Source organism: Streptococcus parasanguinis (assembly GCF_047463195.1).
Taxonomy (GTDB): Bacteria; Bacillota; Bacilli; order Lactobacillales; family Streptococcaceae; genus Streptococcus; species Streptococcus parasanguinis_R.
Genome location: NZ_JASHEI010000001.1, coordinates 306,291 through 327,444 on the forward strand (window position 1 = coordinate 306,291; position 21,154 = coordinate 327,444).

Sequence of the window (21,154 nt, forward strand, 5' to 3'; positions counted from 1 at the left end):
AGTGGGGTGTTTGGATACCCAAAGAGGTATTAGTGTCATGTCTCAATCTTATATCAATGTTATCGGTGCGGGCCTTGCTGGCTCCGAAGCTGCTTACCAGATTGCCCAACAGGGAATTCCGGTCAAGCTTTACGAAATGCGGGGAGTCAAATCTACTCCGCAACACAAAACAGATAACTTTGCTGAGTTAGTGTGTTCCAACTCTCTCAGAGGAGATTCTCTCACCAATGCTGTTGGCCTTCTCAAAGAAGAAATGCGTCGTCTGGGTTCGGTTATCCTTGAAGCAGCAGAAGCGACTCGTGTACCAGCCGGTGGAGCACTTGCTGTGGACCGAGAAGGTTTTGCTAGTCGAGTGACGGAGAAGGTATCCAAACACCCGCTCATCGAAGTCATTCGTGATGAAATTACGGAATTGCCGACAGATGCCATCACAGTGGTCGCAACGGGGCCTCTAACCAGCGATGCCTTGGCAGAAAAGATCCATGCCCTTAATGGTGGCGATGGTTTCTATTTCTATGATGCAGCAGCTCCAATCATCGATGTTAATACTGTCGATATGAACAAGGTCTATCTCAAGTCACGCTATGACAAGGGAGAAGCAGCCTATCTCAACTGTCCCATGACCAAACAGGAATTTATGGATTTCCACGAGGCCTTGGTCAATGCAGAAGAAGCCCCGCTCAACTCTTTTGAAAAAGAAAAGTATTTCGAAGGTTGTATGCCAATTGAAGTCATGGCCAAACGTGGTATCAAAACCATGCTCTATGGTCCTATGAAGCCAGTTGGACTCGAGTATCCAGATGATTACAAAGGTCCACGTGATGGGGAGTTTAAGACACCATACGCAGTCGTTCAGTTGCGCCAAGACAATGCGGCTGCCAGCCTCTACAATATCGTCGGCTTCCAAACTCACCTTAAATGGGGCGAACAAAAACGGGTCTTCCAAATGATTCCAGGTTTGGAACATGCGGAGTTTGTCAGATACGGAGTCATGCACCGCAATTCCTACATGGATTCTCCAAATCTGCTCGAACAAACCTACCGCTCGAAGAAACAACCAAACCTCTTCTTCGCAGGTCAAATGACAGGTGTAGAAGGCTATGTTGAGTCAGCGGCCTCAGGTTTGGTAGCTGGAATCAATGCAGCTCGCCTTTTCAAAGGAGAAGAAGCAGCGATTTTCCCTGAAACAACAGCCATCGGAAGCCTGGCTCACTATATCACCCATGCCGACAGCAAACATTTCCAACCCATGAATGTCAACTTCGGGATTATCAAGGAGATAGAAGGACCACGCATTCGAGATAAAAAAGAGCGTTATGAAAAAATTGCCGAACGTTCTTTACAAGATTTAGCTCAGTTTATGGAAAAATAACCCAATAAAGGAAAAAAGTTTGGAGAAAATCCAGACTTTTTCTTCTAAAAATGGTATAATGAATAAAATTTAGAATATAGAGAGTTTTCTGACAATGAACAAATCCTATTTTTATTTAGATATGAAGACACACGAGTTGAAAGTGCCTTATACCGGAAAACTCCGTCGTGTGCGAGTCTTATTACCTAAGAATTATGAAACGGATACAGATAGACGTTACCCTGTGGTTTATTTCCACGATGGGCAGAACATTTTGTATAGCAAGGAAGCTTATGCGGGTCATTCCTGGAAGGTGATTCCAGCCATTAAGCGGAATCCCGATATTAGTCGCATGATTGTCGTTGCGATCGATAATGATGGTTTCCAACGCATGAATGAATACTCTGCCTGGAAGTACAAGGAATCTAATATTCCTGGCATGCAATTTGGTGGCAAGGGGGTTGAGTACGGCGAATTTGTCATGGAAGTGGTGAAACCTTTTATCGACCAAGAATACCGGACTCTTACTGATCGAGAACATACGGCCATGATTGGATCTTCCTTGGGTGGGAATATTACCCAATTCTTGGGCTTAGAGTACCAAGATCAAATTGGTTGTTTAGGTGTCTTTTCATCCGCTAACTGGCTGCACCAAGATGCCTTCAATCATTATATTGAACGTAAAAAATTATACGCAGACCAACGGATCTACATCTATGTAGGGACTGAAGAAGCCGATGATACAGATAAAACTTTGATGGCAGGGAACATCAAGCAAGCCTATATCGATTCATCTCTTCGTTATTATCACGACGTCATCCAACAAGGGGTTGCTTTAGAAAATATTGCCATTCGGATTCAATCTGGAGCTATTCACCACGAAGAAGCTTGGGCTGAACATTTACCAGAATGCCTTCGTTTTTTGGCAGAAAATTGGGATTAATGGACTCAGAACAAATCAATAGAGAGAAAGAGGGAACCTATGAATATTGAACATCTAAGCCACTGGAGTGGCCAACTCAACCGTGAAATGTATTTGAACCGCTATGGACACGCAGGTATTCCTGTTGTGGTCTTCGCTTCATCAGGTGGAAGCCATAACGAGTACTATGACTTTGGTATGATTGATGCTTGTGCTCAGTTTATCGAAGAAGGTCGGGTTCAATTCTTCACCCTTTCCAGTGTCGATAGTGAGAGCTGGCTTTGTGATTGGAAAAACCCTCATGATCGAGCAGAGATGCACCGTGCTTACGAGCGCTATGTGATTGAAGAAGCTATTCCTTTCATCAAGCACAAAACAGGCTGGTTTGATCCGATGATGACAACTGGTTGCTCAATGGGAGCCTACCACGCGCTTAATTTCTTCTTGCAACATCCAGATGTCTTTAACAAAGTGATTGCCTTGAGTGGAGTCTATGACGCTCGTTTCTTTGTTGGTGATTTTGGTGGAGATGAAGCCATTTACCAAAATTCTCCATCTGATTATATCTGGAACCAAAATGATGGCTGGTTTATCGATCGTTACCGTCAGGCTGAAATCGTTGTTTGTACTGGTTTAGGGGCTTGGGAACAAGACGGGCTTCCATCTTTCTACAAACTGAAAGAAGCCTTTGATCACAAAAATATTCCTGCATGGTTCGCTGAATGGGGACATGATGTAGCCCACGATTGGGAATGGTGGCGCAAACAAATGCCTTATTTCCTAGGCCAAATGTATCTATAAGTAAAAAGGGAGGAGACCTCAATGAATTATATCGTTATTTCACCATATTACCCACAAAACTTCCAACAATTTACCATCGAACTAGCTAATAAAGGGATCACTGTTTTGGGAATTGGTCAAGAGCCATATGAACAGTTAGATGAGCCTTTGCGCAACAGCTTAACAGAATATTTCCGTGTTGAAAATTTGGAAAATCTGGACGAAGTGAAGCGTGCGGTAGCCTTTCTCTTTTATAAACATGGCCCAATCGATCGCATTGAGTCTCATAATGAGTACTGGTTGGAATTGGATGCGGCGCTTCGGGAGCAATTCAATGTCTTCGGGGCTAAGCCAAAAGATTTGAAGAAAACCAAGTTCAAATCCGAAATGAAGAAACTCTTCAAGAAGGCAGGAGTCCCAGTCGTACCTGGTGCTGTAGTTAAAACAGAAAAAGACATTGATAAGGCCGTGAAGAAGATTGGGTTGCCTTTGATTGCTAAGCCTGACAATGGAGTAGGAGCAGCAGCGACCTTCAAGATCGAAACGCCAGAAGATGTGGATCATTTTAAGGCTGAGTGGGATGGCCACACCGAGTACTTCTTTGAGAAATTCGTCACTTCTAGCGAGATTTGTACCTTTGATGGTCTGGTCGATCGTGATGGCAACATTGTCTTCTCCACTACATTTGACTATGCTTATACGCCGCTCGATTTGATGCTCTACAAGATGGATAACTCTTATTATGTTCTTAAAGAGATGGATCCAAAATTGCGTCAATACGGGGAAGCGATTGTCAAAGCCTTTGGCATGAAGGAACGTTTCTTCCACATTGAGTTCTTCCGCGATGGGGATGACTATATTGCGATCGAGTACAATAATCGCCCTGCAGGTGGCTTTACCATCGATGTCTACAACTATGCTCACTCGATTGATTTGTACCGTGGCTATGCTGCCATCGTAGCAGGAGAACCTTTCCCAGCTTCTGAGTTTGAGCCCCTTTATTGCTTGGCAACTTCTCGTCGTGCCAATGCAACCTATGCTCTGTCAGAGGAAGAAGTTTTGGCTAAATACCATGATCAATTCCGTGTCAAGAAAGACATGCCAGCAGCTTTTGCGGAACTTCAGGGAGATTACCTCTATATGCTTACAACACCTAGTCGTGAAGTATTGGAACAAATGATTCATGACTTTGGTCAACGCCGATCATAAGATAACAACCGGTAGGATAGGATCCTATCGGTTTTTTTATATGTATAGCAAAGTCATGAGAGATAAGTTTGTGAAATATTGTATTAGGATTTTAAAAAGCTTATTAAACCTCCTTCCAAGGAATAAAGTTTGTGAAATCATATGAGCATTTTTTTTGACAGTGCTTTCATTTTTGGCTAGAATGAAAGAGAATGAATAAATGCTAAGAAAGGCGAAATGATGGCAACATTAGATAAAAGTCTCTTATTGGAAATGTTCCGTAAAATGGAAGAAATCCGTCGCATGGACTTAAAAATTGCACAGTTAGTAAAAAAAGGGAAAGTGCCAGGAATGACGCACTTTTCTGTGGGGGAAGAAGCGGCTAACGTTGGCGCGATGTTGGCTTTGAACGATGATGATTTGCTGACATCTAACCACCGTGGTCACGGACAAGCCATTGCTAAAGGAATCGATTTGAATGGCATGATGGCAGAAATCCTTGGTAAGTATACGGGTACTTGTAAAGGGAAGGGTGGCTCCATGCATATCGCTGACCTCGATGCTGGTAACCTTGGTGCTAACGGGATCGTTGGTGGTGGTATGGGAATTGCAGTAGGTGCTGCCCTTACTCAACAAATGAAAAAGACCGGTAAAATTGTCGTCTGCTTCTTTGGGGACGGCGCAACCAACGAAGGTGTTTTCCACGAAGCAGTCAATATGGCTTCTATTTGGAATCTTCCGGTTATTTTTTACTGTATCAATAACGGTTATGGAATCTCTGCTGACATCAAGAAAATGACCAATATCCAGCATATCCACGAACGTAGTGCTGCTTACGGCATTCCTGGAATGTTTATTCCTGATGGAAACAACGTTATCGATGTTTATGAAGGATTCCAAAAAGCTGTTGAACACGTCCGCTCTGGTAAAGGACCTGTCTTGATTGAAAGTGTCACCTATCGTTGGCTTGGTCACTCTTCATCTGACCCTGGTAAATACCGGACCCGTGAAGAAGTAGAAGAGTGGAAGAAGAAAGATCCAATCGAAAACCTTCGCAAGTATCTCCTTGAAAATGAGATTGCGAGCGCAGAAGAATTGGATCAGATCCAAGAAGAAGTAAAAGAAGCAGTTGAAGCTTCAGTGAAATTTGCGGAAGAAAGCCCATTCCCTCCACTTGAATCAGCTTTCGAAGATATTTACGCAGACTAAGGGGGAGTAGAGAATTATGGAAACTAAATTAATGTCTTTCCGCGATACCATTATCCTTGCTATGTCTGAGGAAATGCGTCGCGACGAAAATGTATTGTTGATGGGGGAAGATGTCGGTGTTTTCGGTGGAGACTTCGGAACTTCAGTAGGAATGCTTGAGGAATTCGGTCCAGAACGTGTCCGTGACTGTCCGATTTCTGAGGCTGCGATTTCAGGTGCAGCAGCAGGGGCAGCCATGACTGGACTTCGTCCAATCGTTGATATGACCTTCATGGATTTCTCAGTAATTGCCATGGATGCTATCGTTAACCAAGCTGCTAAAACTCGCTACATGTTTGGTGGAAAAGGTCAAGTACCAATGACCATTCGCTGTGCTGCTGGTAACGGAGTTGGATCTGCAGCCCAACACTCTCAATCATTGGAATCATGGTTTACGCATATTCCAGGTTTAAAAGTCGTAGCTCCTGGAACTCCAGCGGATATGAAGGGACTGCTCAAGTCATCTATCCGTGATAACAACCCCGTTATCATTCTTGAGTACAAATCAGAATTCAACCAAAAAGGGGAAGTGCCAGTTGATCCAGACTACACGATTCCACTTGGTGTCGGAGAAATCAAACGCGAAGGAACTGACGTCACTGTCGTAACCTACGGAAAAATGCTTCGTCGCGTGATGCAAGCTGCTGAAGAATTAGCAGAAGAAGGCATCTCAGTAGAAGTAGTAGATCCACGGACCTTGGTTCCACTCGATAAAGAGATCATCATTAACTCTGTCAAGAAAACAGGAAAAGTAGTCCTTGTCAATGATGCTCACAAAACAAGTGGCTATATTGGTGAAATTTCAGCTATTATTTCTGAATCAGAAGCATTTGATTACTTGGATGCACCGATCCGCCGTTGTGCGGGGGAAGACGTGCCAATGCCTTACGCACAAAATCTTGAGAATGCAATGATCCCAACAGTTGAAAGCATCAAAGATGCCATTCGTAAAACGTATAACAAAGAATAATACATAACATAAATTATGTAATATCATTTGAATTAGACAAGGAAACTTTGTATCTTTTTAGGTACAAAGTTCTCTGCGTCCTTAATATCTTAGATTAGAGCACGGGCTAAAAGCTCGGAAAAAAGATAAATCTCCTTGACTTCATCGAAGTCTGCGTCGATTTCCTATTTTTCGGTCGCTTTTAAACGCCCTTTGCATCATAAATAGAATAGGAGAGGTCATGGCTGATGATAAGCTAAGAGCGACTCCTGCGGCTAGAAAATTAGCGGATGATCTTGGGATCAACCTCTATGATGTTTCTGGTTCAGGCGCAAACGGTCGTGTCCACAAAGAAGACGTGGAAACATATAAAGACACAAATGTGGTTCGCATTTCACCACTTGCAAAACGAATTGCTTTAGAACACAATATTGCTTGGCAAGAGATTCAAGGAACTGGTCATCGTGGTAAGATCATGAAGAAGGACGTCCTTGCTTTCCTTCCTGAAAATATTGAGAATGAGACCATTAAGTCACCTGCTCAAATTGAGAAAGTCGAAGAAGTTCCTGATAATGTGACACCTTATGGTGAGATTGAGCGGATTCCAATGACACCAATGCGTAAGGTAATCGCTCAACGGATGGTGGAATCTTACTTGACAGCACCAACCTTTACTTTGAACTATGACGTTGATATGTCTCAAATGTTGGCCCTTCGTAAGAAGGTATTGGAGCCAATTATGGAGGCCACTGGCAAGAAAGTCACTGTAACAGATTTGCTTTCTCTAGCAGTGGTTAAGACCTTGATGAAACATCCATACATCAATGCGTCATTAACAGAAGATGGCAAAACCATCATCACTCACAATTATGTCAACTTAGCGATGGCAGTTGGGATGGACAATGGATTGATGACTCCAGTTGTCTACAATGCTGAAAAGATGACCTTGTCAGAGTTGGTCGTAGCCTTCAAGGATGTCATCGGACGTACCTTGGATGGTAAACTAGCTCCTAGCGAATTGCAAAATTCAACCTTCACCATCAGTAACTTGGGAATGTTTGGCGTTCAATCATTTGGTCCGATTATCAACCAACCAAACTCTGCCATCCTTGGAGTTAGTGCAACGGTTGAAAAACCAGTGGTTGTGAATGGTGAAATTGTCATTCGTCCAATCATGAGCTTGGGCTTGACCATTGACCACCGCGTTGTCGATGGGATGGCTGGTGCCAAATTCATGAAAGACTTAAAAGCCTTGATTGAAGACCCGATTTCAATGTTGGTCTAATCAACGAAAGAGAATAGAAACAAGAAAAAGAGGGAAATAAAATGGCCTTAGAAGTAATTATGCCAAAAGCCGGCGTAGATATGACCGAAGGACAAATCGTTCAGTGGAATAAAAAAGTCGGCGAATTTGTAAAAGAAGGAGAAGTTCTCCTTGAAATCATGACAGACAAAGTCAGCATGGAATTGGAAGCAGAAGAAGACGGTTACTTGATCGCTATCCTAAAAGGGGATGGAGAAACTGTTCCTGTAACAGAAGTAATCGGTTATCTTGGTGAAGAAGGGGAAAACATCCCTACAGCTGGAGCAGCAGCACCAGAAGCGAGTCCAGCGCCAGCTGCAGCAAGTGCTTCAAACGATGATAATAAGAGCGATGATGCTTATGATATCGTAGTGATCGGTGGGGGCCCTGCTGGTTACGTATCTGCCATTAAGGCAGCTCAATTAGGTGGTAAGGTTGCTCTTGTTGAGAAATCTGAACTTGGTGGAACGTGCTTGAACCGCGGATGTATCCCAACTAAGACTTACCTCCACAACGCTGAAATTATCGAGAACATCGGTCATGCAGCAAATCGTGGTATCGTAATTGAAAATCCTAACTTCACTGTTGATATGGACAAACTTTTAGAAACTAAATCTAAAGTTGTTAATACCCTTGTTGGTGGTGTTGCAGGGCTTCTTCGTAGCTACGGAGTGGATGTTCATAAAGGAATCGGTACTATCACTAAAGATAAGAATGTCTTGGTCAATGGTTCTGAATTGCTTGAAACGAAGAAAATCATCCTTGCCGGTGGTTCAAAAGTTAGCAAGATTAACGTTCCTGGTATGGAATCATCCCTTGTCATGACCAGTGACGATATTCTTGAAATGAACGAAGTCCCAGAAAGCCTCGTGATCATCGGTGGTGGGGTTGTTGGTATCGAACTTGGTCAAGCCTTCATGACCTTCGGTTCAAAAGTTACTGTTATCGAAATGATGGACCGTATTGTTCCAGCTATGGATGCGGAAGTATCTAAGAACCTTCGTTTAATCCTTGAACGTAAAGGTATGACAATCTTGACGGATACTAAACTCCAAGAAATCATTGAAGAAGATGGCAAACTCCGTATCAAGGTTGAAGGAAAAGATGATATCATCGCGAATAAAGCCCTTCTCTCAATCGGTCGTGTTCCAGACCTTGAAGGTATCGGTGAAGTTGAGTTTGAATTGGATCGTGGACGGATCAAGGTTAATGAATACATGGAAACGTCTGTTCCAGGTATCTATGCGCCAGGTGATATCAACGGTACTAAGATGTTGGCTCATGCTGCCTTCCGTATGGGTGAAGTTGCCGCTGAAAATGCCCTTAAGGGAAATCATGCTGTTGCCAAATTGAATTTGACACCTGCAGCTATCTACACCCTTCCAGAAGTTGCGGCTGTTGGTTTGACCGAAGAACAAGCTCGTGAGAAATACGATGTTCAAATCGGTAAGTTTAACTTTGCGGCTAATGGTCGTGCCATTGCATCAGATGCGGCTCAAGGATTCGTTAAAGTCATTGCAGACAAGAAATACGGTGAAGTTCTTGGGGTTCACATCATTGGTCCAGCAGCTGCTGAATTGATCAACGAAGCTTCAACCATCATTGAAATGGAAATCACTGTGGAAGAAATGCTCAAGACTATTCATGGTCACCCAACCTTCTCAGAAGTAATGTACGAAGCCTTTGCGGATGTACTCGGCTTGGCTGTTCACTCACCTAAGAAGAAATAATACTATTCTTTCAACTAAATTTTCTTAAAGTAGTACGGAGGGCAGCGACCTCTCTTAGAGTTCCATGCCTAAAAATTGAGCCACTTGTCTCAATTTTTCCGAGAAATGGCTTAATAAATAATTTTCCTTATCGAAGAAATGTTTGGAAGGATTAGTCAGACGCAGTGGTTGATTGGTATCTTTGTTCGCTGGACAAGCTTCAAAGATACCTAATCAACTGTGCGGGGGTGGGAATACGAACTTTTTTTACTAGCGAAGTTCTGTCCCACTCCCTTCTTTTTACTACTTCAGAAAATTCAAGTGAAATTCAACTATTTCTTACTAACTCTTATCTTACTTTGAGTAGGATTTATAAAACGAATTTTTGGAATTACTATGAAATACATTATTAATTATTCAAATGATACTGCTTTTAATATTGCTTTAGAAGAGTATGCTTTTAAGCACCTCTTGGATGAGGATCAAATCTTCCTTCTCTGGATTAACAAACCATCCATTATCGTTGGTCGTCACCAAAATACCATCGAAGAAATCAACCGTGACTATGTTCGGGAGCATGGGATTGAAGTGGTTCGCCGGATCAGTGGTGGTGGGGCTGTTTATCACGATTTGAACAACCTCAACTACACCATCATTTCAAAAGAAGATGAAAACAAGGCCTTTGACTTCAAGAGCTTCTCAACTCCTGTGATCAACACCTTAGCTCAACTTGGGGTTAAGGCTGAATTCACGGGTCGTAACGATTTGGAAATTGATGGTAAGAAATTCTGTGGAAATGCCCAAGCTTACATCAACGGACGCATCATGCACCATGGTTGCCTTCTCTTTGACGTTGATTTGTCAGTCCTTGCCAATGCTCTCAAGGTATCTAAAGACAAGTTTGAGTCTAAAGGGGTTAAATCGGTTCGTGCACGTGTGACCAATATCATCGATGAATTGCCAGAAAAAATCACGGTTGAAGAGTTCCGTGACCTACTTTTGGACTACATGAAGAAAGAATACCCTGAGATGACAGAATATGTCTTCTCGGATGAAGAATTGGCTGAAATTAATCGAATCAAGGAAACTAAGTTCGGTACCTGGGATTGGAACTATGGAAAGTCTCCTGAATACAATGTCCGTCGTGGCACAAAATTCCCAAGCGGTAAGGTGGAAATCTTCGCTAATGTCATTGAATCAAAAATTCAAGATATCAAGATTTACGGTGACTTCTTTGGTATCGAAGATGTTGCAGCAGTAGAAGAGGTTCTTCGTGGCATTAAATACGAACGTGAAGACGTCCTCAATGCCCTTCAAACCATTAACCTAGGTCGTTACTTTGCAGGTATCACTGCAGAAGAAATTGCTGAAGCAGTGGTGGAATAAAGTAAAGGATATCCATTTAACATGGATATCTTTTATCTTAAACTTGATATTTAAATACCATGAGTGTACAATATAGAAGAAATCTGAACACAAAAGGGGATCATATTCGATGATGAAAATTCCAGTTGAAAATCTTGGTCTATTTGAACAGTTAGATCGTATAGTAGTGGCTTTTTTTAGCAAACAACAACCTTCCAGTCCTTACGATTTAAATGTCAGTATTACACAAGAACACCTTGACCAGAAAAAGCAGGAGTTAGAACCATTAGGTTATCAAGCTGTCCAACTACCATTAGGAATGGCTTTAGATAACATCATCCAGCAACCTTATTATAAAAACTTAATCATTGGTGGTCTTGCTCCTGAGGAAATAATCGTTAGCAAAGAAGAATTAATGCCTTTGAAAGATATCGTGGATAGCTTTTGTATTATGTACGCTGCAGCGAATAATAGATTGGAAAATAGTAAAGCTTATGAATTAATGAAAGATAAGACGGTTTATTTTATTGGTAAACTATTTACAGATTTTCCGAAGGCCGGTGATGAAATTGCTTATTTAGGAATTGATCGAATAGCGAGCGATGGTACACCATATGAAGCTGTTAAATGCTTTCTAACGAAAGAGAGTGCAGAGAAGTTCAATGGTGAAAAAAGACCTGTCACCCCTGCAAACTTGGCCTATCTAAAATCATTCTGGGGAAAACCAGTCATTATTGAGCCACACCGTAATTATTGGATCGAATTTTTATAGAAAGTATAAAAGAGCGGTAGACATTCAAAAAATCTATCGCTCTTTTTAAAACTAATATATTACATAATTTACGTTATGTAATTTTATAAACTATCCAAGGCATTTTTCTGCTCATCATTAACGATATGCGTATATAAGTCTGTAACTTGGGTGCTAGCATGTCCTAGCTGGTGGCTGACCAAAACCTGTGATTTGGTTGCATCATAGAGACGAGTTGCTAATGTATGGCGTAGTTTATGGGGCGTCACTCGGACTTTGAAATCTTCTGAATACTTGGCGACCATCTTTTCAACACTAGAAGCATCAATTCGGTTTGGAACACCTCGATACAAGGTCAGAAAGAGAGCTGTATCAGTCTTTTCTGTCTTGTAACGTTTGTCTCGAATAGCGAGATATTGTTCTAGATAAGGCTTAGCAAAGGCAGCAACATTAACAGAGTCTCGTTTTCCACCTTTTCGAGTGACGTCAATCACCATTATCTTAAGATTGAGGTCACGAAGGTCTAGGTTAACGGCTTCAGAGAGACGGACACCAGAGGCGAGAAGGAGTGCTATAATGGCTAAATCTCGCTCTTTATTCTTATTAAAAGAGGATAAGGCGCGGTTTGAGAGTGTTTGCGGGTACTCCTGGTCGATATAGTTAAGGAAACCTTCTGTTTCATCCCCTAAAAAGAGTTTTTGCTTGATATTTTCAGCTCGAGCCGCCAAGGTTTCTTTCTTTTTCTTGGTAGCAACCTTCTTCATAACATTTCGATAGAAATAAGGTTCACCTTGCTCGTTTTCAACCTCCTCAGTCAAATACTTATAAAGACTAGATAATGCAGAAAGGGTACGGTTAATGGTTGTTTGGGAAACCCCGTTTTTTGTCGTATTGGCATTGAGCAGAGGACGTTCACGTAAGTAAAGAATAAAGGATTCCATGTCTTTCTTGGTCATGTGCTCCAGAACGTCTAAGGGAATCTCGGCCATGGTGTCAGCATCCGATATACCAGATTCCAAGACCCAGGTGAAAAATCGATCATATTCCTTTAAGTATTCGTACAAGGTTGTAAAACTGTATGGAACGGCCAATTTCGATTGGTAATATTCCAATACGTACCAGGGCATGACTTGTTTGAGTTTATCAATCCGTTCTAATAAGATCTCGCGTTTCATGTTTTTTCTCCAAATCTTTCTATACTAGTAGTATAGCATAGCCAGATATATTTTTCAAGAAAATTATAGTTTTTCGGAAAGATGTTATAGGGGTTAACCCTTTTAACAAAAATTTTTTTTTGAGCAAAAAATGTACTTTATTCCCGTGAATACTAAATCTTTCGCATACTTAAATTCTGTACATTATCTACTTGAAAACTAAAAATTCAATCTTTTAAAATAATGTACTTTATAAAAATCTACGATAAAAAAACAAGTTCAAATTTGAACCTGTTTTTAAATTTTCCTATAAGGAACAAAATGTTCTCTTTTTCGTCTACGCCCTTTACAAAACATACATGGCTCAATAGATCGTTTTATATTTGCAATCTTATCTACGATAGCCATTCTATAACGATGCTCTGGATTATTCTTACAAATCCACCAAAATCTTAATTTCGTACTATTTGTAATTCTTTCTGGATCTCCTAGAATAAGATTATTAAGGTAGTCCCACTCATTCATTAAATCTTCAAAAGAGATATTATCTTGTCTTTCTTTTAATTCTGCACAAAATGGGCACATTTCTTTAAGATCTTTTGTCTCAGAACTTAAATACTTATTTAATATAATGCTGAAGCGCTCATGAAATTCAAAGTTACATTCTTTGCAGCGCCATAAATAGAACCTTTTTTCAGTTAATAATGGAACAAAACTATCTATTGAGACTTTATTATTTGGTGCCCACAATGTTGCTAGTTCAGGGTACAAATAATCAAATGTATTATAACCCTTCAGGGGTTTCTCATTGTTGCAGTAAGGGCAACAATGAGAAACTTCTCTTCGAATTGGAATAGAACATAGATATGTCCCGTGACACTTTGAACAATCCCACCAATATTTTTTCGTTTCTATTGTTGTCTGAGCTAAATGAATAGGAATTTTATTTTTGTCGCTCCATTCTTTGATGAGTTTTGGCTCTTTAATGAAAATATTATTTTTAAATACCTCAGTCCTCCAGTCACATTGATTAGGACATGTTTGAAAGTTTTGATTTTCTAAATCGGTTCGACTGATCATTTCGGCTGGGCTACATTGAAAGTTGATTTTACAACAAGGACAAACCCAACTAACTACATTATTTGACTTAAACCAATATTCGGAAAAATCCCTTTCATTACTGAGGTCCCAAAATTCCCTCAAATAGGGATGTGTTTCATTTAGTGTATTAAAATCCTGAAGTTTTTCTCTATTTGAACAAAATGGACAAGACCTATCTGTTTTTTCAAATAGTGAGCATGAATACTCTCCGTGACAATTCGTACATTCCCATAACACATGAACATTAGATAATACATCAACTTGATTAGGTGTATTATTGTTCCTTTTAGACCACTCCTTGAGCATGGAAGAATTTAAAAAAGATAGAGGAGAAACATCAAAATCTTTATCCAATAACTCTTCAAATGAAGAATGACACTCCAAACAGTAATGACCACTTCTTTTAATTCGGTTCAATAATCTATCAATAGATAATTCAAATTTGCAATGACACTTATCACATTCCCAATGGATAGGTACTGTTATATTGTAACTCAGCTTCAGTTCGTTAAATTTAAATTTGTTTAAATGTTCGCTATAGATTTTAGCTAAATTTGGATAAATTGATTTGTAATCGCAATGATAGGAAGTTTCATTGCAGCCAAAATGAAATAAATCCCCACTTGTTAGTTGAAATAACCTCTTATTTGTCGCAGAATCTTTCCAACTTAATTGACACGTCGGACATTTAAAATTGAATTTTCTTTTACTATTGAACGGCAAGGTAAGAAGTTTCTCATCTAATTCTTCATCTCGCTCAATGCTGTAGTTTATATAATTTCTGAAATCGGGATAAACCTGAAGGACGCTCTCATTTTCATCAATGGAACGTTCACCTAATCCACAATGGGGGCAACACCTAAGATATTCATAACTGTCAAGCTGCACATCAATGATTTTCGCTTCCCAATGGTGTTGACAATAAGGGCAAGACCAATAGGCATATTTTAAACTATTTGACGATAATTTTTTGGGGTCAAGAACATTTCGTTTTTGATCCCAGTACATGTAAATAGCTGGATTATCTTTAACTTTCTTGTTCATTTCTTTCCTCATTTATAATTAGTTTTGCTGTCTAGTAAGTTTTTAATAGAAACCACTTTAGTTGATTTTTGAGGATTTTCTTGTTCAATAAGACCACCAGAATGAAAATCTATTTCTGAATCAGCGGTGATGATATTGTCTGCTAGGAAATCCTCACTGATAACCTTTTGAGAATATTTTAACAATCCTTCTTCTTTTAAAAGCTCATTCGCAATTTCTGGATAGACACTTGTTTTGATTATTTGTAATAGTTTTTGATTCTCATCACTTAACTCATTTTCTCTTTGTAGCTTCTGTTTTAAATCTTCATTAGTTGACTGTAGTTCAGAATTTAAACTACGTAACTTATCTGCTTCTTGTTTATAGCTGGCCGCAATGTTTGCTATTTTCTTGTAGTATTGGCTAATTTCCACCAATGCTCTTTTCATAGCACCTGGAGCACGATTTTTTGCCATAAAATTGTCAGGATCTATGGTCTTATAAGTAATTACAGCTTCATAATTTTCATCTTGGTATTTAATTTCACTTTCTTTTAAAAAATCCCTGAATCTTTTATTACGTCTAATGGTTGTATCCGCAACATTTTGATAGCCATTATTCCTAACATAGTCACCAAACCGAGGGATTTTTACCAAGCTTAAATCACAGGAACACTGGGAAATTAAATACTGTTCAAACAAATGAATCAATTCATCATCAGAAATTGATTTCTTTCTAGCCATTAGACTTATTCTCCTCTAAAGATAGTTGTTTAGCATTTAAGTAATCTTGATAGGTATTGCTAACTGTTTTTAATTTCAACAAAGCTTCTCCAATATCTTCAATATGACCTTTCCCTTGCCTAACTTTTCTAATCGCTTCATCTACAACCATAGCTTTTTCATCAACTGACTTTTTAAATGTTTTATCCATTGAAAAATAATCTTTACCTGCTTTACGGTAAAAAGGGCAGCTCGTACAAGCACCTAGTTCTGCATGCTCACTAATAACTTTCAGACAATCTGAATAATCACCTTTCGCAAAGCGGGGTGAGTAACACCGTCCTTTATTTTCTAAAGTGATGTATTGTCCTTGTGCTGTATAAAATGGCTGTCTCTTACTTATGGTGTAATTCGTATTCTTACTCGTTAGTTTACGATACATTTGATAACTACGACATTCAATAAATTGGCTTAAATTTGAAAAATAGTGAGATGAAGTTGTCACATCTTCATGACCAGCTAAAAGCATAGCTGTAACAGGACTAGCCCCTTCTGCAATTAAATTGATCATTGCAATGTGTCTCGTATCCCCAATATGAATCAAATTAATCTCGTTTTCATCTAATCTAGCTGGAAAACTAAAATAATTAACTTGATAACCGTATTTTTGAGAAATAATCTCATTAAAAAAATACCTCAAAATAGTATTGAGATTAGTGTAAGTTAAAAATCGGTTATTAACACCTGTTCGACGACCCCAACGGTTATAATGAGGATCAGTCACAAATAATGTATCTAATTTAGTAGAATTATTATTTTCCGTAAGTTTGAGGTAAGTCTTTATTTCAGAAGCTAATGAATTAGTAATTTCATAAGTATTCAAAGTATAATCTTCAGAAATTTTATGTGCAACAAGTCGATCCCTTCCTTTGATTATATTTCTCCTTAATGTAAGAAAATATTTTCCATCTTTCTCGGTTAAACAGTTTCTTTGTATTAAAAGAAATTCTCTTGGCCTTAAAGGTAAAATTGCTGTAATCTGCCACCAGAGATACAATGGATAATAAAATAGACGTTCTTTCTTAGATAATGTTTGAGACCAATAATCATTTAAAATGTCATTAAAAGTAAAATAGGATTGAAATTGCGCTAATTGTCTTTGCTGTTTTGACCTCTGCTTTTTTTGAAGGTTGATAGTTAATTTATTATCTAATTGCTCCAATAGTTGATTTAGTTGACTATCATCTGAACAGGGAAGATTTGAGAAAAAGTCAATACATAAACCAGGAAATTTTACAGAAATATTTTCTAAATCTAAAAACGTATCTTTGGTTGTATTTTTAATAATTTGTTTAATATCCATTAGAAATAGCTGTAAAGTTTTTAAAACATGTTGTTTCATTGAGAAAACAATAAAACTTTTTAAGTAATTGATAAATTCCTTATAAGACAACTGAAAAAATGATTGATAAAATCTCCTATATTGAAATTCAGAAATGTTAAAAAACAGGCTAATATTGGCATATTCATTTGTAGTTTCCCATTTCTTATGATCAAAATCGTAACTTAGAATAATTCCTTTATCAAAATAGTCATCGAAAACTTCTTTTGCTCGCAGAACACAATCACGGTCAAAAGTTTCAAAATAATTTTCAATTTTAAAAAGTTTAGCTTGATTGTTCAATTTATTAACTCCTTTATTATTTCTTCGTAATCATGTAACACGTCATCTCCATATTGCTCGCATAAAGCTTGCAACATTTCAGTTAAACAAGGTTTTATTTGTTCTTCTAAAATACTCCGAATTTTACCTTTTTCTAAATCAGTTCGAACTCTAGAGTATTGTTTGTTCAAACGATTGAATTCTCCTACTAATAACAATAAAGTAGATTTCGTTTGTAATTCATAATGACAACCGATGCAATGTTGCCTATCGTCATATGGACAAATCTTTCCAAGCGCAGATAAAAGACACATGCTTTCACCTTGTTTTGAGAAGGCTTCACCGTTTCCTATACGATGACAAATAGTAAGAAGTTGATTAGGCTCTGCTTCTTCTTCTACCAAAATCTTTAATGCCTTTTGCGATTTCACTTCTGCCTGAATGCTTAAAGCCAATGTTTTTTCAATCTCATTTGGTGTCAAATCTAACTGTTTAATCATCTGAGTCTGTTGACTAGGACTTAATTCTTTATACTTTCCTCTAGTTACAATCGTCAGGATCATTGATGGAATCATAGATAAAACACCTCGTTCAAATAGTTCTCTCGCAACCATTTCTGGTTTAAGCTGGCTTAGTTGGGCATCTTTTAGGTACGTTGTTGTAGTTTGTGCAAATTCATCGAATGAACCTTTATGGCTACGGGCTAATGCGGCTAAAAAATAGCCTTTAATATTTAACTCAGATTTTTCTTGCAAAACATCATCTGCTAACATGGCAACAGTTTGAAGATAGGATTTATTTGCAGATCTAGAACTAAAATTCCTTTCAAGAAATAAGTCTCCAATTTCTTTCCCCATATATCGATTAATTCGTTTATATTCTTTTATTTGTCGAATTAAAGGTTCATCATTATTATCTTTATTCAACTGATAATGAGCTTCACAGATAGCCAACAACGTTCCAATCAATACCTGACAACTCTCAGGGACCTGAAATTTAATCTGACTAATATTTTTAGTTCGCTTTGTTTTGTTTGGAGTAATATTTAAATAAGTTAAACGAGTTGTAATACTTAAAAGAGTTCTTCTTGCCTCACTGCTACTCCAATTACCACTTCTAACTGATTTTAGAACTTCTTTCGGTGTTCTAGGAAGTTGTGGATGTCCAAGTTGTTCTAAATCTGTTCCACGTAGCGCACATATAAAATGAAGTGCTAGAAATAGCCAGGTATCTGCGTAGTCTTTTGAGATTGCTGCTTTATAAAGCATATCTTCTTTTCTAATGTAATTGTCATTAAAAAGAAAATACAGTAATTCTAAATATTCGTCTAACTCATAAGCGTTAGTCTCCTGTTCTAATGTGTATCGAGGTGTAAATTCATATCTTTTGTGATAGTTACATCTCATTTTATTCATTAACCACTTTAAAAAATCAATAAAAACTTCGCCTTTTTGCTTTTCAAGTGCATATACTGCTTCTTCAACCAACAATTCAATCTCATTATCATTACAGAGAAATAAATCTCTTTTAAGATAAAAAGCAAGAAAATCTTGAACATAAAACATGTTTTCCTTAGATAAGTTGCTATCTTCTGAGTATTGCTGAAAATATTTGTAAGTTAATGGGAATTTTTGTTTAAATATAGGCTGAATTCCTGCTAAACCAGTTGGTCCAAGAAGATAATTGGTTATTTTTTCTATTAATAATTGAGCATCTTTATCTGAGATAGAATAGTTATCCAAATCAATCTCAATATTAAACCAATTGTTATCAACTAAAAACTTACTAATTTTGCCTTTATACTGTATATCGTTTTTTCCGAGTTCACTTAACAGATTTTCGATCAAAGATTTAATTGAATAAGTCATACATTACCTTTCTAACTTATCACCAAAAAGTTCATTTGCTCGCCAATTCATATAGTCAAAAACACCATTATTAACTTGACCATATTGTTTTGCGATTTCTCCTTTGTTTTGTAGATAAACCCAAGCACTCTCAGGCGATTTATCACCTCTTGCTGACATAAGCTCACTTATTTCAGAAACCCCAGATAATACTAACTGTGTCGTGTACCAGTGTCTGAAAATATGTGGGGAAATATTATGCTCCTGCAAAAGCTGCCCAAAAAAGACAACCTCTGCATCATCAGATTTTAAGAAGATTGGGATCATTTCGTCGCGAATAATCTTACGAAATCGTTGATAGTATACATCGTATGATAATGCTTTTCCTCGTCTGTTAAGATTTAAAGGTCCATAATCCTTCTCATACTTCTTACCTTCCAGATAAGTCATATAGTCATTATAAGTGTCTAAAAAGACCTCCAGAAAGATATAAGGTACTGCTTGAAGTCTTTCCTTTTTAATCCGTCCAGTTGGCTTTAAATCGCTTCGGAGAGGTATTTCTTTTCGTAGATCGATCTCAATCTTAAATACTTGCCCATCACTTTGGTGAAACAAAATACCTGGCCCTAGAGGACTATCTTCACGTCTTACATTGCATGCTTCTGATGGTCTTAAGCCAACAAAGGCTCCCAAGGCCACAACCATGAGTAGATCTTTATGATAGTGTGCTATGTGAGAAAATAACATCTCAAAAGCACTATTTGGCATATCACGAAAAATAGCTTTCTCAGTGTTGCTATCATTTACGTATATTTCAAAATTTGGTTCTTTACGCTTTATAACCCGTCCTCTACTATTCGTAAAAGTTGTCGTAGAATACAATTCTTCTGCTTTTAACTTAGCCTTTCCCTCTCGCTCACTTAAATAAAGAGTTAAGAAGTCAAGAACTGCATTTACGCATTTTTCAACGGTGCTTTTCTTTCTTTTTTCTCTATCTCCTGGTAACTGAGATAATCCATAAAGCGTAAAAAATTCTCTAACCATTTCAAGTGTAAGTTGATCTATACTTTTAAGTCCAGAAGTACCAAATATAAAATTTAGAAACTTAACAACGTAAGAAAAGCGTTTATTCCCATCATCTGAAATAGACTTGATTCTTGAAGTAGATTTAACATAACGATGAAAATCAGTAAATTGTAAGTTGCCGTCATCGTGCTTCAGAACGATAAATTGCTTTGTCACGATGTTGTTATCACCTAAAACTAGTGAATGTTTATATACAACAAATCTCATGTTATCTCCTTGTTTAATATGACTGAAGGTTCTGACTGGGTTTTAGGATGTCAATACACAAAAAAACGATCAAATCAGTACCATTTTCCTTTGTGCTCTAAACTGCATAAAGGGAATATCGATGAGTACTTTCATTGATCGTTATTATTATTTGAATTAATTCAATAACAAAAGTAACTTCATCTAAGTAATAAGAGCAATTAATTAGCTCAGCAACAACGATAACCACAGCAACTCCTTCTAAACAATGAAAGGAATATCCGCCGTGGCTATCTATTTACTTTTTTTCTTTTACTTTTGTAAGTTACTTTTGTTATTTTTACTTTTTCTGTATTATATCATATTTTGATTAAATTGTCATCTGAGATAGTGATTTTAAAAAAACTGGAAATTTTTTTAATTGTATATTTTGACAATAAAAAACATTTTTATATCAATTTAATGATTTTAGAGCGTTTTTAGCTTATTTGATTTTAAAGTTGTCGTCTATTCCTCAGGATTACTTGAAGAACAGGAAAAATTCGACAACAAAGTAGTCGATCTATTCAGTTATAAAACCTATGAAGGTCTTTCTGCTGGAACTGGCCACTCCTACTTTGGAGATGTAGATTATACTCTTACTTATTCAACTGAGAATATCCCTCATGATTTCTCCTCATGTGCTGAGAGCTTTCTTCTATACTAATAGACGAAAGGGTGTGAAAATGATTTTTAAATGATACTGTGGAACGGAACAGTAGCCCTAGTATTGACTACTGTCGTTTCTATTCATATTGGCTATTCTA

Annotated in this window: 16 protein-coding genes; 10 read left to right on the forward strand and 6 right to left on the reverse strand. The window is 38.0% G+C overall.

Features of this window, described 5'->3' with window-relative positions; translation table 11 throughout:
• Positions 1-37: 37 nt before the first annotated feature.
• From trmFO to QM870_RS01450, 10 genes are all read left to right on the forward strand, one after another.
• Positions 38-1,372, forward strand: a complete 1,335-nt coding sequence (gene trmFO, locus QM870_RS01405; RefSeq protein ID WP_414368284.1) for a methylenetetrahydrofolate--tRNA-(uracil(54)-C(5))-methyltransferase (FADH(2)-oxidizing) TrmFO — start codon at positions 38-40, stop codon at positions 1,370-1,372.
• Positions 1,373-1,466: 94 nt separating this feature from the next.
• Positions 1,467-2,294 carry an alpha/beta hydrolase gene (locus QM870_RS01410; RefSeq protein WP_414368287.1) on the forward strand — a complete coding sequence of 276 codons (828 nt, stop codon included), beginning with the start codon at positions 1,467-1,469 and terminating at the stop codon, positions 2,292-2,294.
• A gap of 39 nt (positions 2,295-2,333) precedes the next feature.
• Positions 2,334-3,074, forward strand: a complete 741-nt coding sequence (locus tag QM870_RS01415; protein WP_003001389.1) for an esterase family protein — start codon at positions 2,334-2,336, stop codon at positions 3,072-3,074.
• A 21-nt stretch (positions 3,075-3,095) separates the two neighbouring features.
• Positions 3,096-4,262, forward strand: a complete 1,167-nt coding sequence (locus QM870_RS01420; RefSeq protein WP_214254945.1) for an ATP-grasp domain-containing protein — start codon at positions 3,096-3,098, stop codon at positions 4,260-4,262.
• Positions 4,263-4,481: 219 nt separating this feature from the next.
• The gene (locus QM870_RS01425) at positions 4,482-5,450 is read left to right on the forward strand and encodes a thiamine pyrophosphate-dependent dehydrogenase E1 component subunit alpha (RefSeq protein WP_003014979.1); all 969 of its coding nucleotides are present in this window, start codon (positions 4,482-4,484) and stop codon (positions 5,448-5,450) included.
• Between the two features lie 16 nt (positions 5,451-5,466).
• Positions 5,467-6,459 carry an alpha-ketoacid dehydrogenase subunit beta gene (locus QM870_RS01430; RefSeq protein ID WP_003011072.1) on the forward strand — a complete coding sequence of 331 codons (993 nt, stop codon included), beginning with the start codon at positions 5,467-5,469 and terminating at the stop codon, positions 6,457-6,459.
• Positions 6,460-6,679: 220 nt separating this feature from the next.
• The gene (locus tag QM870_RS01435; RefSeq protein WP_195190009.1) at positions 6,680-7,723 is read left to right on the forward strand and encodes a dihydrolipoamide acetyltransferase; all 1,044 of its coding nucleotides are present in this window, start codon (positions 6,680-6,682) and stop codon (positions 7,721-7,723) included.
• A 41-nt stretch (positions 7,724-7,764) separates the two neighbouring features.
• On the forward strand, positions 7,765-9,471 hold the full coding sequence (gene lpdA / locus QM870_RS01440) for a dihydrolipoyl dehydrogenase (protein ID WP_414368291.1): 1,707 nt from the start codon (positions 7,765-7,767) through the stop codon (positions 9,469-9,471).
• A 375-nt stretch (positions 9,472-9,846) separates the two neighbouring features.
• Positions 9,847-10,836 (forward strand): lipoate--protein ligase, encoded by a 990-nt coding sequence (locus QM870_RS01445; protein ID WP_414368293.1) that lies wholly within the window; start codon positions 9,847-9,849, stop codon positions 10,834-10,836.
• A gap of 109 nt (positions 10,837-10,945) precedes the next feature.
• A complete protein-coding gene (locus tag QM870_RS01450) occupies positions 10,946-11,587 on the forward strand; it encodes a hypothetical protein (RefSeq protein WP_023918155.1) in 642 nt (213 codons plus the stop codon).
• Between the two features lie 83 nt (positions 11,588-11,670).
• Here the strand turns inward: QM870_RS01450 and xerS are convergent, their stop codons facing one another.
• The 6 genes from xerS to QM870_RS01480 all read right to left on the reverse strand — a co-directional run bounded on the left by xerS (position 11,671) and on the right by QM870_RS01480 (position 20,369).
• Entirely contained in the window at positions 11,671-12,741 is a 1,071-nt protein-coding gene (gene xerS, locus QM870_RS01455) for a tyrosine recombinase XerS (protein WP_070673944.1), read from the reverse strand.
• A gap of 276 nt (positions 12,742-13,017) precedes the next feature.
• Positions 13,018-14,865 carry a zinc-ribbon domain-containing protein gene (locus tag QM870_RS01460; protein WP_414368296.1) on the reverse strand — a complete coding sequence of 616 codons (1,848 nt, stop codon included), beginning with the start codon at positions 14,863-14,865 and terminating at the stop codon, positions 13,018-13,020.
• 8 nt (positions 14,866-14,873) lie between these two features.
• Positions 14,874-15,587 (reverse strand): hypothetical protein, encoded by a 714-nt coding sequence (locus QM870_RS01465; protein WP_006151858.1) that lies wholly within the window; start codon positions 15,585-15,587, stop codon positions 14,874-14,876.
• Positions 15,580-17,250 carry a hypothetical protein gene (locus QM870_RS01470; protein ID WP_006151537.1) on the reverse strand — a complete coding sequence of 557 codons (1,671 nt, stop codon included), beginning with the start codon at positions 17,248-17,250 and terminating at the stop codon, positions 15,580-15,582. The genes QM870_RS01465 and QM870_RS01470 overlap by 8 nt, the downstream gene beginning before the upstream one ends.
• Positions 17,247-19,097 carry a hypothetical protein gene (locus QM870_RS01475; RefSeq protein WP_025197155.1) on the reverse strand — a complete coding sequence of 617 codons (1,851 nt, stop codon included), beginning with the start codon at positions 19,095-19,097 and terminating at the stop codon, positions 17,247-17,249. The genes QM870_RS01470 and QM870_RS01475 overlap by 4 nt, the downstream gene beginning before the upstream one ends.
• Before the next feature lie 3 nt (positions 19,098-19,100).
• A complete protein-coding gene (locus QM870_RS01480) occupies positions 19,101-20,369 on the reverse strand; it encodes a site-specific integrase (RefSeq protein WP_006151645.1) in 1,269 nt (422 codons plus the stop codon).
• Positions 20,370-21,154: the final 785 nt, after the last annotated feature.